The 19,494-nt window shown below is 64.7% G+C and carries 15 protein-coding genes; 1 reads left to right on the forward strand and 14 read right to left on the reverse strand.

Annotated features, from left to right (window positions below):
• The first annotated feature begins 55 nt into the window (after window positions 1-55).
• The gene (locus WKC72_RS05850) at window positions 56-2,437 is read left to right on the forward strand and encodes a LuxR C-terminal-related transcriptional regulator (protein ID WP_370182020.1); all 2,382 of its coding nucleotides are present in this window, start codon (window positions 56-58) and stop codon (window positions 2,435-2,437) included.
• A gap of 84 nt (window positions 2,438-2,521) precedes the next feature.
• On the opposite strand, the gene WKC72_RS05855 is transcribed toward WKC72_RS05850, so the two are convergent.
• From WKC72_RS05855 to WKC72_RS05920, 14 genes are all read right to left on the reverse strand, one after another.
• Entirely contained in the window at window positions 2,522-2,944 is a 423-nt protein-coding gene (locus WKC72_RS05855) for an organic hydroperoxide resistance protein (protein ID WP_037242938.1), read from the reverse strand.
• Window positions 2,945-3,112: 168 nt separating this feature from the next.
• Window positions 3,113-4,729, reverse strand: coding sequence for a thiamine pyrophosphate-binding protein (locus WKC72_RS05860; RefSeq protein ID WP_037242936.1), 1,617 nt, complete (start codon window positions 4,727-4,729; stop codon window positions 3,113-3,115).
• A gap of 141 nt (window positions 4,730-4,870) precedes the next feature.
• Window positions 4,871-5,353 carry a VOC family protein gene (locus WKC72_RS05865; RefSeq protein WP_037242934.1) on the reverse strand — a complete coding sequence of 161 codons (483 nt, stop codon included), beginning with the start codon at window positions 5,351-5,353 and terminating at the stop codon, window positions 4,871-4,873.
• Between the two features lie 7 nt (window positions 5,354-5,360).
• The gene (locus WKC72_RS05870) at window positions 5,361-6,719 is read right to left on the reverse strand and encodes an NAD(P)/FAD-dependent oxidoreductase (protein ID WP_158461289.1); all 1,359 of its coding nucleotides are present in this window, start codon (window positions 6,717-6,719) and stop codon (window positions 5,361-5,363) included.
• Between the two features lie 102 nt (window positions 6,720-6,821).
• The gene (locus WKC72_RS05875) at window positions 6,822-7,760 is read right to left on the reverse strand and encodes an alpha/beta hydrolase fold domain-containing protein (protein ID WP_037243287.1); all 939 of its coding nucleotides are present in this window, start codon (window positions 7,758-7,760) and stop codon (window positions 6,822-6,824) included.
• A gap of 57 nt (window positions 7,761-7,817) precedes the next feature.
• Window positions 7,818-8,657 (reverse strand): IclR family transcriptional regulator, encoded by an 840-nt coding sequence (locus WKC72_RS05880; RefSeq protein ID WP_037242930.1) that lies wholly within the window; start codon window positions 8,655-8,657, stop codon window positions 7,818-7,820.
• Window positions 8,654-9,829, reverse strand: a complete 1,176-nt coding sequence (locus tag WKC72_RS05885) for a CaiB/BaiF CoA-transferase family protein (RefSeq protein ID WP_037242928.1) — start codon at window positions 9,827-9,829, stop codon at window positions 8,654-8,656. Before WKC72_RS05885 ends, WKC72_RS05880 begins: the two co-directional genes overlap by 4 nt.
• 100 nt (window positions 9,830-9,929) lie before the next feature.
• Entirely contained in the window at window positions 9,930-10,694 is a 765-nt protein-coding gene (locus WKC72_RS05890) for an SDR family NAD(P)-dependent oxidoreductase (RefSeq protein ID WP_037242926.1), read from the reverse strand.
• Window positions 10,691-12,637, reverse strand: coding sequence for a flavin-containing monooxygenase (locus tag WKC72_RS05895; RefSeq protein WP_370182021.1), 1,947 nt, complete (start codon window positions 12,635-12,637; stop codon window positions 10,691-10,693). Before WKC72_RS05895 ends, WKC72_RS05890 begins: the two co-directional genes overlap by 4 nt.
• On the reverse strand, window positions 12,634-14,277 hold the full coding sequence (locus tag WKC72_RS05900) for a class I adenylate-forming enzyme family protein (RefSeq protein WP_370182022.1): 1,644 nt from the start codon (window positions 14,275-14,277) through the stop codon (window positions 12,634-12,636). Before WKC72_RS05900 ends, WKC72_RS05895 begins: the two co-directional genes overlap by 4 nt.
• A complete protein-coding gene (gene lpdA / locus WKC72_RS05905) occupies window positions 14,274-15,665 on the reverse strand; it encodes a dihydrolipoyl dehydrogenase (protein ID WP_370182023.1) in 1,392 nt (463 codons plus the stop codon). Before lpdA ends, WKC72_RS05900 begins: the two co-directional genes overlap by 4 nt.
• A gap of 1 nt (window position 15,666) precedes the next feature.
• Window positions 15,667-16,944, reverse strand: coding sequence for a dihydrolipoamide acetyltransferase family protein (locus WKC72_RS05910; protein WP_370182024.1), 1,278 nt, complete (start codon window positions 16,942-16,944; stop codon window positions 15,667-15,669).
• Between the two features lie 10 nt (window positions 16,945-16,954).
• Window positions 16,955-17,932 carry an alpha-ketoacid dehydrogenase subunit beta gene (locus WKC72_RS05915; RefSeq protein WP_128970067.1) on the reverse strand — a complete coding sequence of 326 codons (978 nt, stop codon included), beginning with the start codon at window positions 17,930-17,932 and terminating at the stop codon, window positions 16,955-16,957.
• A complete protein-coding gene (locus WKC72_RS05920; protein WP_370182025.1) occupies window positions 17,929-18,945 on the reverse strand; it encodes a thiamine pyrophosphate-dependent enzyme in 1,017 nt (338 codons plus the stop codon). Before WKC72_RS05920 ends, WKC72_RS05915 begins: the two co-directional genes overlap by 4 nt.
• Window positions 18,946-19,494: the final 549 nt, after the last annotated feature.

The raw sequence follows: 19,494 nt of genomic DNA on the forward strand, positions 1-19,494 counted from the left end.
TCGCGTTCCCCGGGCTGACGACGTTCCAGTGCCCACCGAGGTCAGTGAAGGATCCATGAACGACGAATCCCATCGCTCGCGTCATTCGATACCGGGCCGGGGCCGAGGCCGGACCAACCTACCGGTGGAGCTGACCAGTTTCGTCGGCCGCCGCCAGGAGGTGGCCGAGGCGAAGAAGATGCTGTCCGGGTCCCGTCTGGTGACGTTGACCGGGATCGGGGGCGTCGGGAAGACCCGGCTCGCGCTGCGAGTCGCCACCGAATCGCAGCGGGCGTTCACCGACGGGGTGTGGCTGATCGAGCTCAGTGAGCTGTCCGATCCGGAACTGGTGACCGGTGTCGTCTCGGACGTCCTCGGCCTGAGGAATCAAACGGTGGAAGCACCATTGGTCCTGCTGACCGACTACCTCGCCGACAAGGATGTGTTGCTGGTGCTCGATAACTGTGAGCACCTGCTCGAGGCGGTGGCGGCACTGGCGGACACGGTGTTGCGGACCTGCCCGGGGGTGCGCATCCTGGCGACTAGCCGGGAGCCGCTGAGGGTCAGGGGGGAAGCGGTGACGCGAGTTCCGCCGATGCAGACCCCCAACCCAGACCATGTGTCGTCGCCTCGCGGGTTGCCCAGCTACGAATCGGTGGCGTTGTTTCTGCAACGGGCCGTCGCCGCCGTTCCCACGTTCGAACTCACCGACGAGAACCAGATGGCGGTCGCGCAGATCTGCGCTCGCCTGGACGGTTTGCCATTGCCCATCGAATTGGCCGCAGCTCGGCTGCGAGTCATGTCCGTGCAGCAGATCCACGACCGCTTGACCGATCGATACCGCCTGCTCACCGGCGGCAGCCGTGCCGCACCCGCCCGGCAGAAGACATTGCGGTGGTCCATCGACTGGAGCTACGAGCTGTGCACCCCGCAGGAGCAGCGTCTGTGGGCGCGGTTGACGGTGTTCGCCTGCAGCTTCGAACTCGACGCCGCCGAAGCTATCTGCGGCGACGGTGATCGGGGCGGCGATCTCCTCGACGTCGTGGCCGCACTCGTCGACAAATCAATCCTCATCCGTGAAGAGGCCGGCGACGTGGTCCGGTACCGAATGTTGGATATCTTGAAGGAGTATGGCCAGGAAAAACTGCAGCCCATGGACGAATACCCCAATCTGCGCAGACGCTTTCAGGACTGGTACCAGGAGCTGATCATGCGTGCCGCTACCGACAGCATCAGTCCTCGTCAGCTGCACTGGCTCCGTCGTCTCGAAAGGGAACAGCCGAATCTTCGTGCTGCCCTGCAATTCTGCCTATCCGAATCGGGCGGTGCCGACGCCGCACTGCGCATGACGGTCGGGTTGTTCCCGTTCTGGTTCTCCCGCGGATACCTCCGGGAGGGTCGGATGTGGCTCGACCGGGTCCTCGCCGCCGCGGACGACGAATCCGGCGCGGATCTGGCCAAAGCCCAGTATCTGGTCAGTGTCCTGGCGGGAGTGCAGGGAGACGTGGCGGAAGGTGCGGGCCTGCTGGCCCGCGCCGATTCCCGAGAGGACCGCCCCGGCGACACCTCGATGCGTGCGCTCCGGGGATTCGTCCAAGGATTGTTCGCTCTCTACAACGGAGACTCCGTATCCGCCGTGGCACATTTCGAGGAGTCGATCGGCGCTGCAGAGGAAACTGAGGAGGGTGCCGTCTTCTTTCACGTCGGGAGCCTGTTGGGCGAAGGCGTTGCCTACATGTCGCTCGGCGACGCGTCGGAGGCGCGTGCCCGCCACGAGGAGATGCTGGCCCTAGCCGGGACGCTCGGCGACGTCGTGTACTGCGGACGGTCCGCGATGATTGGGGCCTGGGCGTGGTGGTGCGATGGCGATCCCAGCATGGCGCGAGCGGTCATCGAGGAGGGATTCCGACTGTCGACTCGTGCTGACGACTCGTTTGGCATCGGCTGCAGCCTGGAAGTCCTGGCATGGATCGAAGCCGACCACAACCCCGGCTGTGCCGCAGTACTTCTCGGAGCCGCCGCCGCAATCTGGCGGGACGTCGGCGGAACGATGGCCAACTATCTCGCCGGTTTGAGCTACCACAGCGACTGCGAACAACAGGCACGCCACGGACTCGGTAGCCGACAGTTCGAAGAGAAGTACCAGCACGGCAGCGCGTTCAGCGTCGACGAGGCGGTCAGGTACGCCTTCGATGAACAACCCGTACCCGCGAAGAGGTCTCCCGAAGCCGACACCCTGAGCCGACGTGAACGACAAGTCGCCGAGCTCGTCGCCGAGGGACTGACCAACAGGGCGATCGCCGCAAAACTAGTCATTTCGCAGCGGACCGCACAGGGCCACGTCGAAAACATCCTGTCCAAACTCGGCTACACCTCGCGAACACAGATCGCCACCTGGCTCGTCGAACACACACACCAGCAGAACCCTGACCCCGAGAGACGAACTCACCACTCATGACCATGCGCGGCGCAGTACTCCACGCAAGGAGGGCCCGAGATGGCCCCGGTGGTAAACGTCGGCACGCCGAAGCGCGCGAGTTTCTCAGTCTTCGGTGACCTCGAGGGTGACGTCGATGTTGCCGCGGGTGGCGTTGGAGTAGGGGCACACCTGGTGTGCCTTCTCGGTCAGTTCGAGCGCCTCGGCGCGGGGCAGGTGGGGGAGGGAGACCTCGAGGGTGACGGCGAGACCGAAGTCGCCGCCGCCCGTGGCGCCGATGCCGACGCGGGCGCCGACGGCCGAGTCGGCGACGTTCGCCTTCGCCTGACGGCCGATCAGCTGGAGTGCGGAGTGGAAGCACGCCGCGTATCCGGCGGCGAACAGCTGCTCGGGGTTGGTGCCGTCGCCGGACCCACCCATCTCCGTGGGGATCGCGAGGTTCAGGTCGAGCCGGCCGTCGGACGTGCGGGCGTGGCCCTTGCGTCCTTCTCCGGTGGCGAGGGCTTCGGCGGTGTAGACGATCTTCATGGTTACTTCTCTCCTGTAGGGGTGTTGGAGCTGTGGAGCGATTCGGTGAGCCGCGACAGGGAGCTGCAGGTCACGTCCGCGCGGGCGTCCTGCTCCCAGAGCATCAGCAGCGCAATGTACTTCGGTAGGACACTCGCAATGTGTCGAGCATCGACCGGCGTTCACCCATCACTCGGTGGGCACGTCGTCGGGGTCGAGCTTGACCTCGATCAGGAGCGGTCGTGTGCGATTGACAATTGCTTTCTCCACCGTTGTGAGATCGTCCGGAACTCGCATTGTGACGCCCTCGCCCCCGAGGGCAATTGCAAGCGCCGAGAGATCCGGCCACTGGAACAGTGTCCGGGAGGGATCCATGTCCCGGTTACGAAACTGAATGTGCTCGGCACCGTACGACGAGTCGTTCAGAACCATGACAATCAAGTCGATCCCGTTCTGTACGGCACTGACGAATTCAGTGATTCCACCGAGCATGAAGCCGCCGTCTCCGCAGACGAGGAATACGGGCCGGCCCTGCGCGGCGAGCGCGGCTCCAATCGCGTTCCCCATGCCCAGGCCGATGGCACCGAAGTTGCAGGTATGCACCAGTGAATGGGGGTCGGGAACGTGTAGCAGCTTATACCCTGCAAACATGAAGCGACCGGCATCAACTACGACCACTCGGTCCTCGGGTATCAATCGGTCGATTGCTCGCACGGTCTCGTGGAATGGGATACTCCCCTCGAGAGAAGCGGGAGACGTTGGGATGCAGTAGTCCTCGACATCGGCAGACTTCTCGATCCAGTCTTCCCGAAACCGGCGGGTAGGGACCTCCGCCTCATCGAGGTACCCGATGATCGCGTGCGCGATCGTCGCAGCGTCGCCCAGCACAGCAGCATCGACATCGATGTGTCGCGCGATCGCCTGTGGATCGGTATCGCAATGCACGACTCGCTTGCCGCTCAGGAGGGCGCCTGAATCCGTGGTCCAGGAATTCAGGCTCGCACCGAACGCGATGACGCAATCGCTCTTGCCGATCTGGTCCAGAGCGGCGGAGGTGGAGAGTGTGCCGAATACTCCCAGAGCCCCTGGGTCCGTCAAGAATAGCGACTTTCCTCGCAAGGTGGTTGCCACCGGCGCGCCGAGTCGCTCGGCAAGCCGGCGGATGGCTGCCCGAGCGCTCGGCGTCGCCGCTCCGCGGCCGGCCAGGACAATCGGTCGCTCGGCGGCAGCAACAATGCCGACCGCTTGGTCCATCTCGTCAGGGTCCAGTGTGGTGTTCCGGTCCGCAGGCTTCAGCGGATCATGTTGGTAGTCAACCTCTTTCCACATGTAGTCCGCCGGTACGTTGAGTACTATTGGTCTGCGTTCTGCGGTGGCTCGCCGCAAGGCCTCGCGTAAATTCTGAACAGCGGTCTCGGGGCGCTGTACCTGTTCGAAACCGGCGCCTGTCGGAAGAACCAGTTCTCTTTGCGCGATGTCTTGCAGAGTGTTTCGGTCACCGTCTGCGGTGTCACCGCAGATCAACACAATCGGCATGCGGCTCCGCACGCTGTCGATCAACGGCGGAAGGGCGTTGGCCAATCCTGGACCGTGGGTGACGGTAGCCACGCCGACCTCTCCTGAAACGCTGGCGTAGCCGTTGGCCATCAACACGGCGCCGGCTTCGTGCGCCGATGCGATGTATGTGGCTCCAGGGATCGAGGAGTAGTGGTTCGCCATGTAGAGGTTGCCGTCGCCCATCAGACCGAACAATGTCTCGACCCCATGGTCGATCAGCCCTTGGGCGAGAGCTTTGAAGACCTGCATCGGTTGACCCTTTCGTTCAGAACGTCTCGAGAGAGACCACAGTTTGCCGATCGGTCGGCGGATTCCAACTGCGTCGCCTGCGTGAGACGAGACTCTCGACAATTGGATCGGACGACGGGACCGCCAGGTAATGCGTGTCATTCATTGCAAGTGGTAATTGAATATGCTCGCGCCATCTGACGCTGGTTCTTGTGGGATGGTGTCGGCAAGTACTTTGTACTCGGGAATTCGGCCACGCTCCACGGTCGACCGGTCACGGCAAACCAATTCAATGAGGTTGTCCGCCGGATCTCGCACATACATCTGGACCCCACCATCGGGAAGCTCGTATATCGTGCCGAGAAATCCTTCTTCTTTGATTCCCAGGTTCGTCGCGTGGTCGTACAAACCCATGAAATCGCGTACCTCCAGCGCAAAGTGATGAATGTAGCTTGCGTCCGTCGTCCCCCCGTACTCGTATACATGAAGGGTCCTGTCACCGATCAAGAACCACGCGGTCGGAACTGCGAATGTGGGGGACGGGACCTGCTCGAGATGCAGAAAGTCTTTATAGAAGCGCACTGATTCACCCAGTTCACGAGCTGGCACGCTCACGTGATTGACGGCTACTACGGGGTGGCTCATCTGGTTCCTACCGGCCGATCGCTTCCGCCGGCACGGGTTGCGGGATCGGAGCCGACGATGCCGCGGCCTTCTCCTTCGCTTTCGCGAGGTCTTCACGAACGGCGAGACCGTACTCACGGGGGTCCAGTTCGAGTCCGTATCGCCGCCCGGACGGATACAGCCGAGCCATCTGCTCGTGTTCTTCCGCGATCGCCCGCCGCATGGCGGCCTCGTCGGGAAGATCGACGTCTCCGGCGAGGACAGCGGCGAGCCAACGACTCTGGATGTCGATCATCCGGATATTGGCGCCGCCGCTGACATCGAACAGACCGACGAAGTAGAGGCCAGGCCAGCGTGGGGACACGGCCCTTCGGTACAGGTCGATGCGTCCTCCGTTGATCGGCGACACATCGCTACTGAGGAACGGGATGTCGAACTGGTATCCGGTCGCGGCGATCACGGCGTCGAAATCCTCTTCCGTTCCATCGTCGAATCGAACGGTAGTCCCTTCAGCGCTGCGTGTTCCGGGACGGACGGCGATTCGGTTCCAAGCGATATGGGACATCACGGTGGGGTGACTCGCCGGGTGCGTCCGTGTTTTCGGTGTCGTGAAGCCCCATTGCTCCATCCGCCCGTGCGCGACCAGCGTGACGAGTTCTCTGACCCGGCGTGCCAGCGGCCAAGGTAGCCAGGGGCGCTCCACCTTCGCCAGAAAACGCGACAACGGAGCACCGAACATCATCCGAGGCATGATCAGAACGGGAGACCGGGCGGCCAGCACCGTCCGGTCCGTCACAATGCAGACATCCGCAGCGATGTCCAGGCCGCTGTTTCCGGTCCCGACCACGAGGACCTTCTTCCCGGCGAACCGATCCGGGACCCGGTAGTCACGTGAATGCAGGTAATCGCCTGTGAAGTCGGCTGCGAACGGGGGGTGGCTCGGGATCGACTGGTGTCCGTTCGCTACCACCACACGGTCGAATTCGGATTCCGTGCCATCGTTCAGTTTCAGCGTCCAGCGCGGGGTGCCGGGTGCTTCTGCTGCGGGCTCGACGCTGTCGACCGCCGTGTTGAAAACGATGTGCGACCGCAAACCGAAGTGGTCAGCATAGGCGTTGAAGTAAGCCCTCATCTCATAGTGAGTGGGGAAAAGGGATGCCTCCGCGGGTATCGGAAAGTCGCGGTAACCGGTGTCTCTCGCTTCGGAATTGATCCGCAGCGACTGATATGCCGCGCCGATCCCGTTGTCGTTCTCATATACCCACAGCCCACCGACCTCGGACCCCTTCTCGTAGACGGTGACGTCGAAGCCCCGCCCGATGAGGTGTTTGGCTGCACTCAGCCCGGCGGGCCCTGCGCCGATCACGGCAATTCGCTGGACCTTCAAGATTTCCTACTTTCGAAATGGTTTTCCAGTTTTGGTAATTGTGATGGTATCGCTCGTCCACCCACCTGACAAGAGAAAGAGGCGGGCGGGTGTGGTGCGATGTCAGGGCAAGGTCGGATCGCGCCGAAGGGCGCGGCGCAGCGCCTCGATTCGTCGCGCCCATGCCTGACGGGTGCGCTCCGCCCCGGGAGCCAACTGGTCGAAACCGTGGTACGCGCCGGGGTGGACGTGCAGCTCGAGGGATACCCCTGCTGTCGCCAATCCCTGTGCGAACCGCAGGTTTTCGGGGAGAAAGAGATCGAGCGAGCCGACGTCGAGGAAGGTCGGCGGCATGCCTGTCAGATCCGTTGCGCGCGACGCGGCGGCGTCGGCGGGGACCTCGGTCCCTCCAGCCGTATCACCGAGGATATGACGCCACGCTTCGATGTTGTGTTCACTGTCCCAGACGCCGAGCGCCGGCTGAGTGCCTTGCTCGCCGGTGCGGTCGTCGAGCATGGGCGCCGCCAGTGCGAGTAGCGCGATGGGCGGGTCCCTGCGGTGGCGCCAACGGAGGGCGAGCGCCGCTGCGAGCCCTCCACCGCCGCTGACGCCGTAGACGGCAACTCTGTCCGGGTCGATCCCCAGTGTGTGGCCCGAACCCATCAACCAGGTCAGTGCTGCCGTGCAATCGTCGATTGCAGCCGGGTAGGGGTGCTCCGGGGCCAACCGGTAATCGATGGAGATCGTGGTGGCCCCGGTGCCCGAGGCGAGTCGTGCCGCATATGCGTCCTCGGCCTCGATGCTGCCCATGACCATTCCGCCGCCATGGATGTAGAGCAGTCCGCCCTCGCAGCGGTCTTCGGCAGGTTGGTAGATCCGCGCCCGAACCGTCGAACCCGAATCCAGAACGACGTCGCTCCGGACGACTTCCGGCTGCTCGGTTGGGGCCGTGACGCTCATGCCCAGCCGGTCGTACAGCCGACGCCTTTCCTTCAGGTCGGCAACGCTCAGGAAACCGCGTGGTCCGAGAGAATCACGCAGCGTCGCCAGCTGTCGACGCATCTGCGGGTCTATTCGATGTGCCTCCGGAATGTCGGTGTCCTTGGGTGCCCGCATGTTTCAACGCCGCGCCGCTTTTGCAGCAGACTTCGTGGCAGTTGCACTGGCAGGCCCGCTTCCGGGGGCGGCAGCATCAGGCGAAACCAGCTCGGCGAGATCGTGGACGCCGAGATCGTCTTGGATGTCCGCAGCGGTCCGCTGGGTCTGCTCGATCAGCTCGTCTTCCCGGTCGGTGTCGAGGCCTGCGCTGAGTGCAGACACGTGGATCGCAGCCGCCATCGTCCCCGCAGCGTCGCGAACCGGAACGGCGATTCCAAAGATTCCCGGATAGCCCTCCTCGCGGCTGACAGAGAGTCCACGCTGCCGGATCCGATCGAACTCGGCTTCCAGTAATTCCGGTTCGGTGATCGTCGTGGATGTCAATCGACGTTGGGGACGCGCAAGCACCCGTGCGCGCAAGTCGTCCTCATATGCGGCATACAGTTTTCCGACCGCGGTCGCATGCAGCGCCAGGGAATCACCGATCCGGATGTTGACCGACACGGGCTGCGTCCCGCGAAATCGATCCACGTACACGATCCGGTCGCCGACCCGCACCGCCAGGTACACGTCGTTGCCCAACGTCTTGGCAAGACGTTCGAGATGACGCCGTCCGAGCGTGCGTACTTCGAGCGAATTCATGATCTTGATACCGATTCGAACAGCTCGCGGGCCGACCGTGTAGCGGAGATCGTCGGTGGCCGCGATAATTTCGGATGCGAGCATCGTCTGCAGCAGGTTGTGGGTGCTGCTGACCGGCGCACCGACCGCCTGGCTGATCTCGGTGAGCCGCAACCCGTCAGGTGCATCGGCGAGTGCGTCGAGGACATCGAACGTCCTCAAGAATCGATCCGGGTTCATGCCTTTACCTCCTGAGCCGTTGACGCGATCGAGCCGGAAGCGAGCAGTGCGTCGATCCTTGCTTCATCGATACCCGCTTCGCGGAGCACTTCCACAGAGTGTTGTCCAGGTTCCGCCACGCCGCGCCGCACCTGTGTGGGCGTGCGACTGAATCGGGGAGCCGGGGCCGGCTGGGTGATGTCGTCAACCGTGATGAACGCATTCCGCGACACGTTGTGACGATGACTGGGCGCTTCCAGCATGGACAGGACCGGAGTGACACACGAGTCGGTGTCCTCCAGCAGGGCCGTCCACGCGTCGCGGGTCCGCGTCCGGAAGACCTCTGCGAACACTTCGCGTAGCGCCGGCCACTGACTGCGGTCCCATTGATCGGGCAGATCGCGGCCGTCGAGCCCGAGCGCCGAGATCAGGTTTGCATAGAACTTCGGTTCCATGGCGGCCACCGCCACATACTTGTCGTCGGATGTGGCGTACACGCTGTAGAAGTGGGCGCCGCCGTCGTTCATGTTCGACTCCCTGTCGTGGTCCCACATGCCACGCCCGGACAGCTCGTACATCATTGTCATCAGCAGCGCCGAGCCCTCGGCCATCGACGCATCCACCACCTGGCCCCGCCCCGAGTTCCTCGCTTCGAGCATCGCTGCGACCATACCGAATGCGAGGAGCAGGCCTCCACCGCCGAAGTCGCCGATGAGGTTCAACGGCACCGTGGGCGCCTGATCACGGTCGCCGATGTGGTGGAGCACGCCGGCGACCGCAATGTAGTTCAGGTCGTGACCGGCACGTTGGGCCAGGGCGCCGTCCTGGCCCCATCCAGTCATTCTCCCGAAGACGAGGCGCGGATTCTGCGCCAGGCACACCTCCGGGCCCAAGCCCAGGCGTTCCATCACTCCAGGCCGGTACCCCTCGATCAGTCCGTCCGCGTTCTTCAGCAGTTCGAGCACCGTGTCGATGCCACCGGGGGACTTGAGGTCGACGGCCACGGAGCGGCGCCCCCGGCCGAGCCCCCCGGTGGTCATTCGGACCAAGTCGTCTGGTGTACCGCCGTCCGCGGAAGGTACCCGGTCGATGGTGATCACATCAGCTCCCAAGTCGCTGAGCAACAGAGCGACGAAGGGCGTCGGTCCGATGCCCGCAAACTCGACCACACTGATCCCCGCCAACGGACCCATACTTGAACTCCCAACACTCAATCGTTCACTTGCTACATAATAACGGATTTGAATTCGATATCTCGAAAGAATGGATCAGCGGGTCGATGTCGAAGCGTGCTCATCGCGGCCCCATTCTGATCGCGCCGTCGAGTCGGATCACCTCACCATTGAGCATCGAATTCTCGATCACGTGCTGCACGAGACCTGCATACTCATCGGGATTGCCGAGCCGACTGGGGTGTGGAACCTGCGCACCCACCGAGGCGCGCACCTCGTCCGCGACTCCTGCGAACATCGGAGTTTCGAACAAACCGGGGGCAATGGTGACGACACGGATCTGGTGCCGGGCGAGCTCCCTCGCGGCCGGCAGCGTCATTCCTGCAACTCCGCTCTTGGAGGCCGCGTAGGCCACTTGCCCAACCTGCCCCTCGTATGCGGCGATCGAAGCAGTGCAGACCACCACTCCGCGGTCTCCGTCGGTCTGCGCATGCTCACTCATCGTGGAAGCAGCTTGCGCGAGGAGGGCGTAGGTTCCGCCGAGATTCACAGCCACCGTCTGCGCGAACAGCTCTCCCCTGTCGCTGCGCGGGCCCACAAGACTCCCGCTGGTCGCAATTCCCGCGGCGGCCACCGCGATCCGCAGCGGAGCACGTTCCCGTGCCGTCTGCATGGCAACGCCCACGTCGTCCCAATTCGTCACGTCGCCGGGTACGAAAACGGCGCCGCCACCCAACTCGGCGACGAGCGCCGCGCCTGCCTCCTCCGCACGGGGAAGGTCGAGTAGCACCACGCTCGCGCCTGCCCGGGCCAACCGGCGAGCGGCAGCCGCGCCCAGGCCCGACGCTCCCCCGCTGATCACTGCGGAGCAACCTGCAATCTTCATCCCATGTCTCCTGAGGCGCGTTCGGTGGTCCGGAAGTCGCCCAGATCGGCTCGGCGGATCATGTCCCAGAAGTCGACCACCTTGAACGGGTTGTTGACCACGACCCGCCCCTTGGAGTTGCGGTAGTAGACGTCCATCCCGGGGTGGGACCACACCATCCGAGAGTGCGCGTCGTCCACTCTGCGGTTGTAGTCGTCATAGACGTCCTGGCTGCACTCCACGGAGTCCAGGTCCTTGGTGATCATCTGGTTCATCAGATCGGCGATGTAATTCATCTGGAGCTCCATCATGGAGATGAGGCTTCCGCCGTGGCCGAACTGGGTGTTGGGACCGTACAGGGTGAAAAAGTTGGGGAAGTCCGGAACCGTGACGCCGAGGTAGGCACGCGCGTCGTCACCGTCCCAGGCCGCCTCGAGTGTGCGGCCGCTGCGGCCCGTGATCCGCATGGGAGCGAGGAATCTGACGACATCGAAGCCCGTTGCGAACACCAGGACGTCGACTGGATGTGTGAGGCCGTCCGTGGTGCGGACGCACTGATCCTGGATCTCGGCGATCGGTGTCGTCTGCAAGTGGACGTCGTCGCGGGTCAGGGTGGCGAACCAGCGGTTGTCGAGCAGCATTCGCTTTCCGAAGGGCGGATAGGTCGGCAACACATCGCCGAGCATCTCCAAGTTCCCGTCGAGTTCCTTGACCAGATACCGGGTGAGGAACCGGCGGTGGCCGTCGTTCATCGCATTGATCGACCGATGCTGGTGCGGCCATTGAACATCTCTCTGCAATCCGTCGTGGCCGCGGTCGTTGAAGATCCAGGTCAGTCGGAGCCGATACCACGACCGGTACAGAGGGACCTCGGACATGAGGTAGCGGATCGGCTCCGGAACATCGACCTTGAACTTTTCGAACGGGGCGGCCCACTGCGGCGACCGCTGGAATACCGTGACCGACTCGGCGGCATCGGCGATCGCGGGAACCAGCTGCATCGCGCTCGCCCCGTTTCCGATCACTCCTACCCGCCGGCCTGCGATGTCCAGGTCCTCGGGCCACCGCGCCGTGTGGACCACGGGCCCGGTGAACGAATCGGTGCCCGGGATCGCGGGGATCTTCGGCTTGTTGAAGGCGCCGACTGCGCTGATCACGAACGCTGCAGTGGTGGTCGATCGGTGACCGTCCTGGTCGATCAGATCCAGTGTCCACCGCCGGGTGTCGTCATCCCAGGTGGCCCCCTCGACCTCGACGCCGAATCTGATGTTCGGGCGGATTCCGAACCGGTCGGCAATCTGTTGGAAGTAGCCGTGCAACTCGTCCCGTGAGGCGAACCAGCGGGACCAGTCGTGCCGCGCGAACGAGAACGAGTACAGGTGACTCGGAGTGTCGACGCCGCATCCCGGGTAGCGGTTCTCCAACCACGTTCCGCCGACTTCGTCGTTCCGCTCGAGCACGGTGTAGGAAATGCCCATTTCGCCCAGCCGGTAGGCGGCGCAGAGGCCCGACGCGCCGGCGCCGATGATGATGGCGTCGAAGCCTGGCGGCGGGACCATCGCGGGAGCCGCGATCGTCTCGCCCGAGCCGACCTTCAATTCGTGGGAGGCCATGTCGGCATACTTGTCAGGCACGTGCTCCCCGACCGAGACACGCAACATCTCGATCAGCTGATCGGGTGACAGTTGCGCAACCGCGAGGGAACCGCTCCTGCCCCAATTCAGGATCGCCTCTGCCGCGGCGCGTCGAATCTCCTCCTGGAGCGGCTGTTCGAGCCCGGCTGTGTCGTTGTCACCGAGCCCCCGTACAGGGGTCGGCAGGTAGGGCTCGGCCAACCAACGCTGCTCCCCTGTCATCTGGAACAACACCATCAGCAAGGTCGGCACGTTGGCCACCGCCACAGCCTCGCGAATCTTTCGTTCGTCGAGCCGCGAGGTCTCCGCCTCGACATCGGTGTTCTTCACTCTGTGTACTCCTTTGTGTTATTGGACGACGCCCACACTTCCTTGGCTTCGTCGAGCAAAGCGTTTCGAATGAGCTTCCCCGTCAAAGTTCGAGGTAACTCGTTATGCCTCATCACGATTCGGCCAGGAACTTTGTAGGAGGCGATGTGATGGCGGCAGTAGTCCACCAGCGCGGCCTCGTCTGCGACGGCCGAGCCATCCACGCGGACGAAGCCGATGGAAACCTGATCTTTGTCGCTGTCGTCGACTCCCACGACCGCCGCCTCCAAGACCGCCTCGTGAGTGAGCAAGAAGTCCTCCACCTCGAGCGGGGAGACGTTGATGCCCCCGGTCCGGATCATTTCCGAAGCGCGGCCGGCGAAGTGCAGCCTGCCGTCGTCGTCGAGGTGCCCGAGGTCACCGGTGCGAAAGGCGCCGTCTTCGGTGAACGCAGCGGCGGACTCATCCGGCTGGTCGAGATAGCCGGATGAGACGAAGCCGGACACTGTGATCTCGCCGACCTTCCCGGCGGGCAGTTCGGCGCCAGTCTCCGGATCGATGATCGACACCAGGTTTCCAGGCAGCGGTGGCCCCTGGGTCGAGCACTTCATTTCGAGTGGCCAGTCATGCGGAGTGACTGTGGCGCCGCCGTACATTTCCGTCGACCCGTATGCGTTGCAGATGTCGGTCACACCGAGTTCTTCTGCAGCGGCACGGACATCGGCGTCCGGGCCGATCGTCATCCCCCGTTGCAGACTCGCGGTGCGGGCGCGGGAGAACTCAGGGTACGCCAGCAGGCTACGGGTGATGGAGGGCAACGTGTAGATGGCAGTGCACTGGTGCCGCTCGATCTGCTCGAGGACTCTGCCCGCATCGAAGGTCTCCTGGAGGACGATCGTGCAACCGGTGACGAGAGCGACCATCAGTGCGTTGGCTCCGCCGTAGCTCCAGAAGAGCGGGACGGGCACCGCGATTCGGTCCTCGGATGCGATCCCCATCCGCTCGGCGACCTCGCGAGCATGGTCGATGGCATCGCGCTGTCCGAGCCGGACGGCTTTGGGCCTCGATGTCGAACCCGACGTGTAGAGAACCAGAGCCGTGCCATCGGGGTCGATTTCGACGCTGGGGACGGCGCTGCCGCGACGATGTTCGCCCAGGTCTCGGAACGCGCACGCTCCCTGGGGGGCCCGGTCTCCGATGATCACCACACCACGCAGTGCGGGGTAGGCCGCGGAACGCCAACCCGGCCCGGCGGCACTCCACGCTTCGGGGACGAGTTCGCGGATCGTGGGCATCAGATCGGTCTGGCCGAAGCCATCTACTGTGATGAGAACCTCGCAGCGCGAGTGTGTGAGCAAATGATCGAGATCCCACCGCCGCGACCAGGTCGCGAAGGCCGCCACGGTGGCTCCGACCGTTATTGCGGCATAGGTGGCAACGAGCCACTCTCTGCGGTTCGTGCACAACAGGCCGACCCGGGTTCCCGGGCCGACTCCGATCGCGCGCAGCCCAGCCGCGGTCGCCGCCACGGACTCCGCGAGCTGACCGTGGCTGAGCTCTCCCCGTTCGTCGATGACGGCGGGCTGCGAGCGGCGTTGTCGTGCGGTGTCCTGGAGGATCTCGGAAATCGACGCGGGCAGCGGCGTATCGGTGGTGTTCATCGGTTTCTCCTGCGTGCAGCGCGACGGCGCGCGGCCACTGCGGCCGCATGCACCGTCTCCACCAGAGACGGATGTGGGTGGATGATGGCCGCCAAATCTTCGGTGCGGCACGCGGTCTCGACCGCGACTGCGGCCTGGGCGATGAGATCGCAGGCGCTGGGGCCGACCATGTGCACCCCGAGCACCACGTCCGTCTCCGCGTCGACGACGATCTTCACCATCCCGTCCGCCTCGCCCAGCACCACAGCCCGCCCGGAGGTGGCGAACGAGCTACGGCCCACTACCACCTCGTACCCTTGCTCCTCGGCCTGCTCCGCCGTCAGCCCCACGGCCGCGATTTCAGGGTCGGTGAACGCGATGAGCGGCACCTGCGCGTCAATGGCACTCGGCAGCCCGGAGATCGCCTCGGCGGCCACGACTCCCTCGGCCATCGCCTTGTGGGCGAGCGCGGGTCCGTGGGTGATGTCCCCGATGGCGTAGACGTGGGGCAGCGCGGTCCTGCCTTGCTCGTCCACGGGGACGTGTCCGGTCGCAGTCACTGTGAGTCCCAGCCTGTCGAGCTGCAGGTCGTCGGTGACCGGGCCGCGGCCAACGGCGACCAGGATCGCGTGCGCGGGCACCTGATCGTCTGTGCCGTCCGTGCGGACCAGCAAGTTATCGGCCTGGACCCCGACGGCGGTTGTGCCGAGGCGGATGTCGATCCCCAGCTCGCCCGCCCGCGCGGTGACCACCTGCACCAGGTCGGGATCGAATCCCGCAAGCAACCTGTCGGTGGCCTCGACAACCGTGACACGAGTGCCGAAATGGGCGAACGCCATGCCCAGTTCCATCCCGACGTAACCGCCTCCCACAACCACGAGCGAGGGCGGCACTTCGTCGAAGGCGAGCACTCCCGTCGAGTCGAACACCCGGGTCCCATCGACGGGCAGAGCAGCGAGCTCCACCGGCTGGGAGCCGGTAGCGAGGATCGCCTGCTCGAACCGAAAGTGCTGGACGTGATCACCGCTCTCGACCGATATCCGGTGCTCATCGAGAAAGAACGCGGTGCCGGACACCACTCGCACCCGGCCCAGGGTGGCGCTGACGCCCCCAACCAGCCGGTCGACGACCTGCTTTCGCCAGACCTGCAGACCGGAAAGGTCGATTCTGGGCTGCAGCTGTGGTCCCTGGACGGGAAGTCGTGCGCTACGGGCAAGGTCGTGCGCGGCGGTAGTGAAGACCTTCGAGGGGATGCATCCGACATTCAGACACACCCCACCGAGATCGCTCCGCTCGACGAGCAGAACCTCTTTGCCCAGCTCCGCGGCGCGGGCGGCGGCTGTGTACCCGCCGGGGCCGCCACCCACCACCAGCACCTCGACCGGCTCGGCCATCTCTCCTACAACCATGTCATCCTTCCTCGACGAGAAGCTGCACCGGCGCCTCTAGCAGCGTGATCAGTGCCTGGCAGAAGCCGATCACGACGTCGCCGTCGACCAGCCTGTGGTCGGCGGAGTACGAGATCGGTAGCAACGTTCGTGCGACAATTTCGCCGTCACGGACGACGGCCTGCGGCGTAGCGCGCCCGAAGCCCAGGATGCCGCCCTCGGGTGCGCGGATGATGGGCGTACCGAAGTTCCCGCCGAGCGGCCCGTGATTACTGATGGTGAATGTGCCCTCCTGCATCTGCTCGATCGCCACCGTTCGGGTCCGTGCTGCGGCGGTGAGGGCCTCCACCTCGCGGGCGATGGCCAACAGCGGCTTCCGATCGGCGTCTTTTACCACCGGAATGACGAGTCCGTCAGGGGTATTGACGGCAAATCCGACATTTCGCCGTGCCCGCACGATGATTTCCTGGGCCGCGTCATCGAAACTGGCGTTGGCCATCGGGAACTGGACCAGCGCGAGCGCCGTGGCCTTCACCAGGAACGGGGTCAGGGTGAGGCCGATTCCCTTGGCCTCGGCTCTGGGCAGCAGCGACTTGCGAAGGGCGAGTAGATCTCCCACATCCGCGTGGTGCATCGCGACAGTGTGCGGGATGTCACGGAGTGCCCGGACCATCGCCTCCGCCGTACGCCGGCGCAGCCCCCGGACCGGTATTCGCTGGTCTTCTGTGAGACCGACCGGTTGGTGGGACCCGGACTCCGGAAGTGAGCGCTCGGTGGCTGCCGCAGTCGCCGCCCCAGCGGGGCTGGACTTGGCCTGCGACGCTCCATGAACGGCAGCGCGAACGTCGTCGTCGGTGATGCGTCCTCCGGGCCCTGTGCCCACCAGGCCGTCGAGGCTCACGCCGAGCTCCCTGGCGAGCCGCCGGGTCGCCGGTGTTGCCAGTGGCCGCTTCTGCGCACCGGATCCGTTTGCATTCAGGGGAGTGTGATGGGCCGAGCCGGCCGGCGTCGCCGCTGCTCCGCCGTCACTGGCCTGCGCCGGCTCAGCCGGCGTGGGGGCCGCGCCATCGGCGATGACGATGAGACGTTCTCCGACCTGGACCATGGCGCCCTCTGGTGCACAGAGCTCGGCGACCTGGCCGGTCGTCGGGGAGGGCATTTCTACCAGCGCTTTATCGGTTTCGATCTCGGCGACGGGCTGGTCCTCGACGACCTGATCTCCGGGGCCGACGAGCCATCGGATGATCTCCGCCTCTGCGATGCCTTCGCCGATGTCGGGCAAGTGGAAGGTGTAAGACATTTATCGATCCTCAGAAGTGGACGGCCGCGCGGATCGCGCGCAAGATTCGCCGCGCGTCGGGGATGTAGTGATCCTCGAGCTGGGGCATGGGAAACGGGATGTCATATCCGCCGACGCGGGTGACCGGGGCTTCGAGATGCAGAAAAGCCTCTTCGGCGACGGTAGCGGCGACCTCACCAGCAAACCCGCCGGTGTAGGGAGCCTCCTGAACTACGATCGCTCGGCCGGTGCGCGCCACAGCCTCACGTATGGTGTCGCAATCGAGCGGGACAAGTGAGCGCAGGTCGATGACTTGCACATCGATACCCTGCTCAGCGGCAGCAGTCGCGGCCTCCATAGCGACCTGGACCATCGCGCTCCACGCGATGACGGTGACGTCGGTCCCCTCCCGCGCGATGCGCGCCTGACCGAACGGGACGAGGTGGTCACCGTCGGGAACGTCGTCCCGCACAAGCCGGTAGCCACGGAGCGGCTCGAGAACGAAGATCGGATCCGGGTCCCGAATTGCTGTGGCCAGCAACCCCTTCATGTCCGCCGCCGTCGCGGGGGCTACCAACCGCATCCCGGGGTTGTGGGCAAAGAGCGCTTCGAAGGCGTCGGAATGCAGTTCTGGGGTGCGTACGCCACCTCCGAAGGGCGCGCGAATGGTCACCGGCATTGTCAGAGCACCGTTTGTGCGATAGCGCATCCGGGCGAGCTGATTGCCGAGCTGATGGAACCCCTGCTGAGTGAAGCCGAGAAACTGCATCTCGACGACGGGCACCAGGCCCGAGCCGGCGAGCCCGACAGCGGCACCGATTATCCCAGCCTCACTGGTCGGCATGTCGAAGACGCGGTCGGCCCCGAACTCCGTCTGCAACCGGTCCGTCGCCCGGAAGACGCCGCCCGACTTCCCGACGTCTTCGCCGAGCAGGACGACGCGTTCGTCGCGGCGCATCTCTGCCTCGAGCGTGCTGCGCACCGCTTCCACCATGTTCATGCCAGTCATCGGTTCTCCTCGATACTCGTACGCAGTTCCTCCTGCTGGCGACGTAGTCGCATGTCGGGCTCCGCGTAGAGGTGCTGCAGCATCTGCCCGGGGTCGGGCGGCGGAGTGGCATCGAACTCGGCAACTGCCGTGACAATCTGGTCGTCGCACCACGCGATCGTGTCCGCGTCAGCGGTGTCATCCCACTGTCCGAGGCCGACGAGGTAGGACCGGAACCGGTGGATCGGATCAACCTTGCTTGCCTGCTCGTCGAAGTCTGCGGGGCGGTAGCGCTTGGGGTCGTCGGCTGTCGAATGGGCGCCGAGCCGATGGCATCGCGCCTCGATCAGTGTCGGGCCGTCGCCGGCCTCGGCGCGGGCCCGCGCATCCGCGACGGCTGTGTAGACCGCGAGCACGTCATTACCGTCGACTGCGATCCCCGGAAAACCGTATCCTGCTGCGCGCGACGCCACGGACTCTGCGGCCGACTGCTCATGCCACGGGATCGAGATGGCCCAGCCATTGTTCTGGCACACCATGACGAGCGGCGCACCTTTGACGCCTGCGATATTGCACGCCTCGTGAAAGTCGCCCTCGTTGGAGGCGCCGTCGCCGAACTGGGTCAGTACCACGCCCGGCTTGCCCTGCAGTCGCATTCCCCATGCGAGCCCGACCGCATGAGGCAGGTGAGCGCCGAGCGCGACCTGCTGCGGCCACAACCGGCCGTGGGACGGCAGGGCCGAGCCTGCGGGGTGCCCCATCCGCTGCAGAAGATAGGTAGACAGCGGCAACCCCCAATGCAGCATCGTGAGTTGTTCACGGTACTGAGGCACGAAGTGGTCTACTTCGGCATCCATCGCGTATGCCGTGCCGACCGCGGCGGCCTCCTGCCCGGACAGGGGCGGGTAGGTACCGAGTTTCCCTCTGCGCTGCAAGGAAATTGCCTTCTGGTCCAGGCGGCGTCCAAGCATCATCAGTCGCAGCATCGCGCGCAGGCGCTCCGGCTCGATCTGCGGCGGCTCCCCGAGCAGCATTCCGTTCTCGTCGAGTATCCGCACAGGCGTCAGCACGTGCGCTGATGCACCGATATCCGGCGGGTTTGTACCGTTCATGACGTCCTTTTCTGCCGACGGGGGAAGGGGTGTCCGCGATGGCGGTCAACACTCGCTCCGCGTCCTGGTCGACCGCGTCTTGCTGGCGGCACTGCTCCCCTCCGGAAGCAGACCGGGCGACAAGATTCGTAAATCCGAAATCGAATTCCTAACATCGAAAATTCTCGCCGCTCGGGGACGCCATGTCAACCCTCATTGCTTTCGTGGCACCCACATCGGCGCCATGTGGCACCGCATGCCGATGAGCCGGAGGTCCGTAGACCTCCGGCTCACCGACCTAGCGCTCCTGGATGATTCCGCTCCGAATAGCAAGGAGCCATGTGCATTTCGAGCGAATCGAACGAGGCAACCGGAGGCCGGCCTGCCGGTGCGGCCACCTCGTCCTCTATCGCTTCCACACCTTCCTCGGCCGGCCACGGCGTGCGGGAGTGCTGGTGGTGCGTGAGCTGTTTCGGTGGCGGTGTGCTGTTC

This window comes from Rhodococcus wratislaviensis (assembly GCF_041228765.1).
Classification (GTDB): domain Bacteria; phylum Actinomycetota; class Actinomycetes; order Mycobacteriales; family Mycobacteriaceae; genus Rhodococcus_F; species Rhodococcus_F wratislaviensis.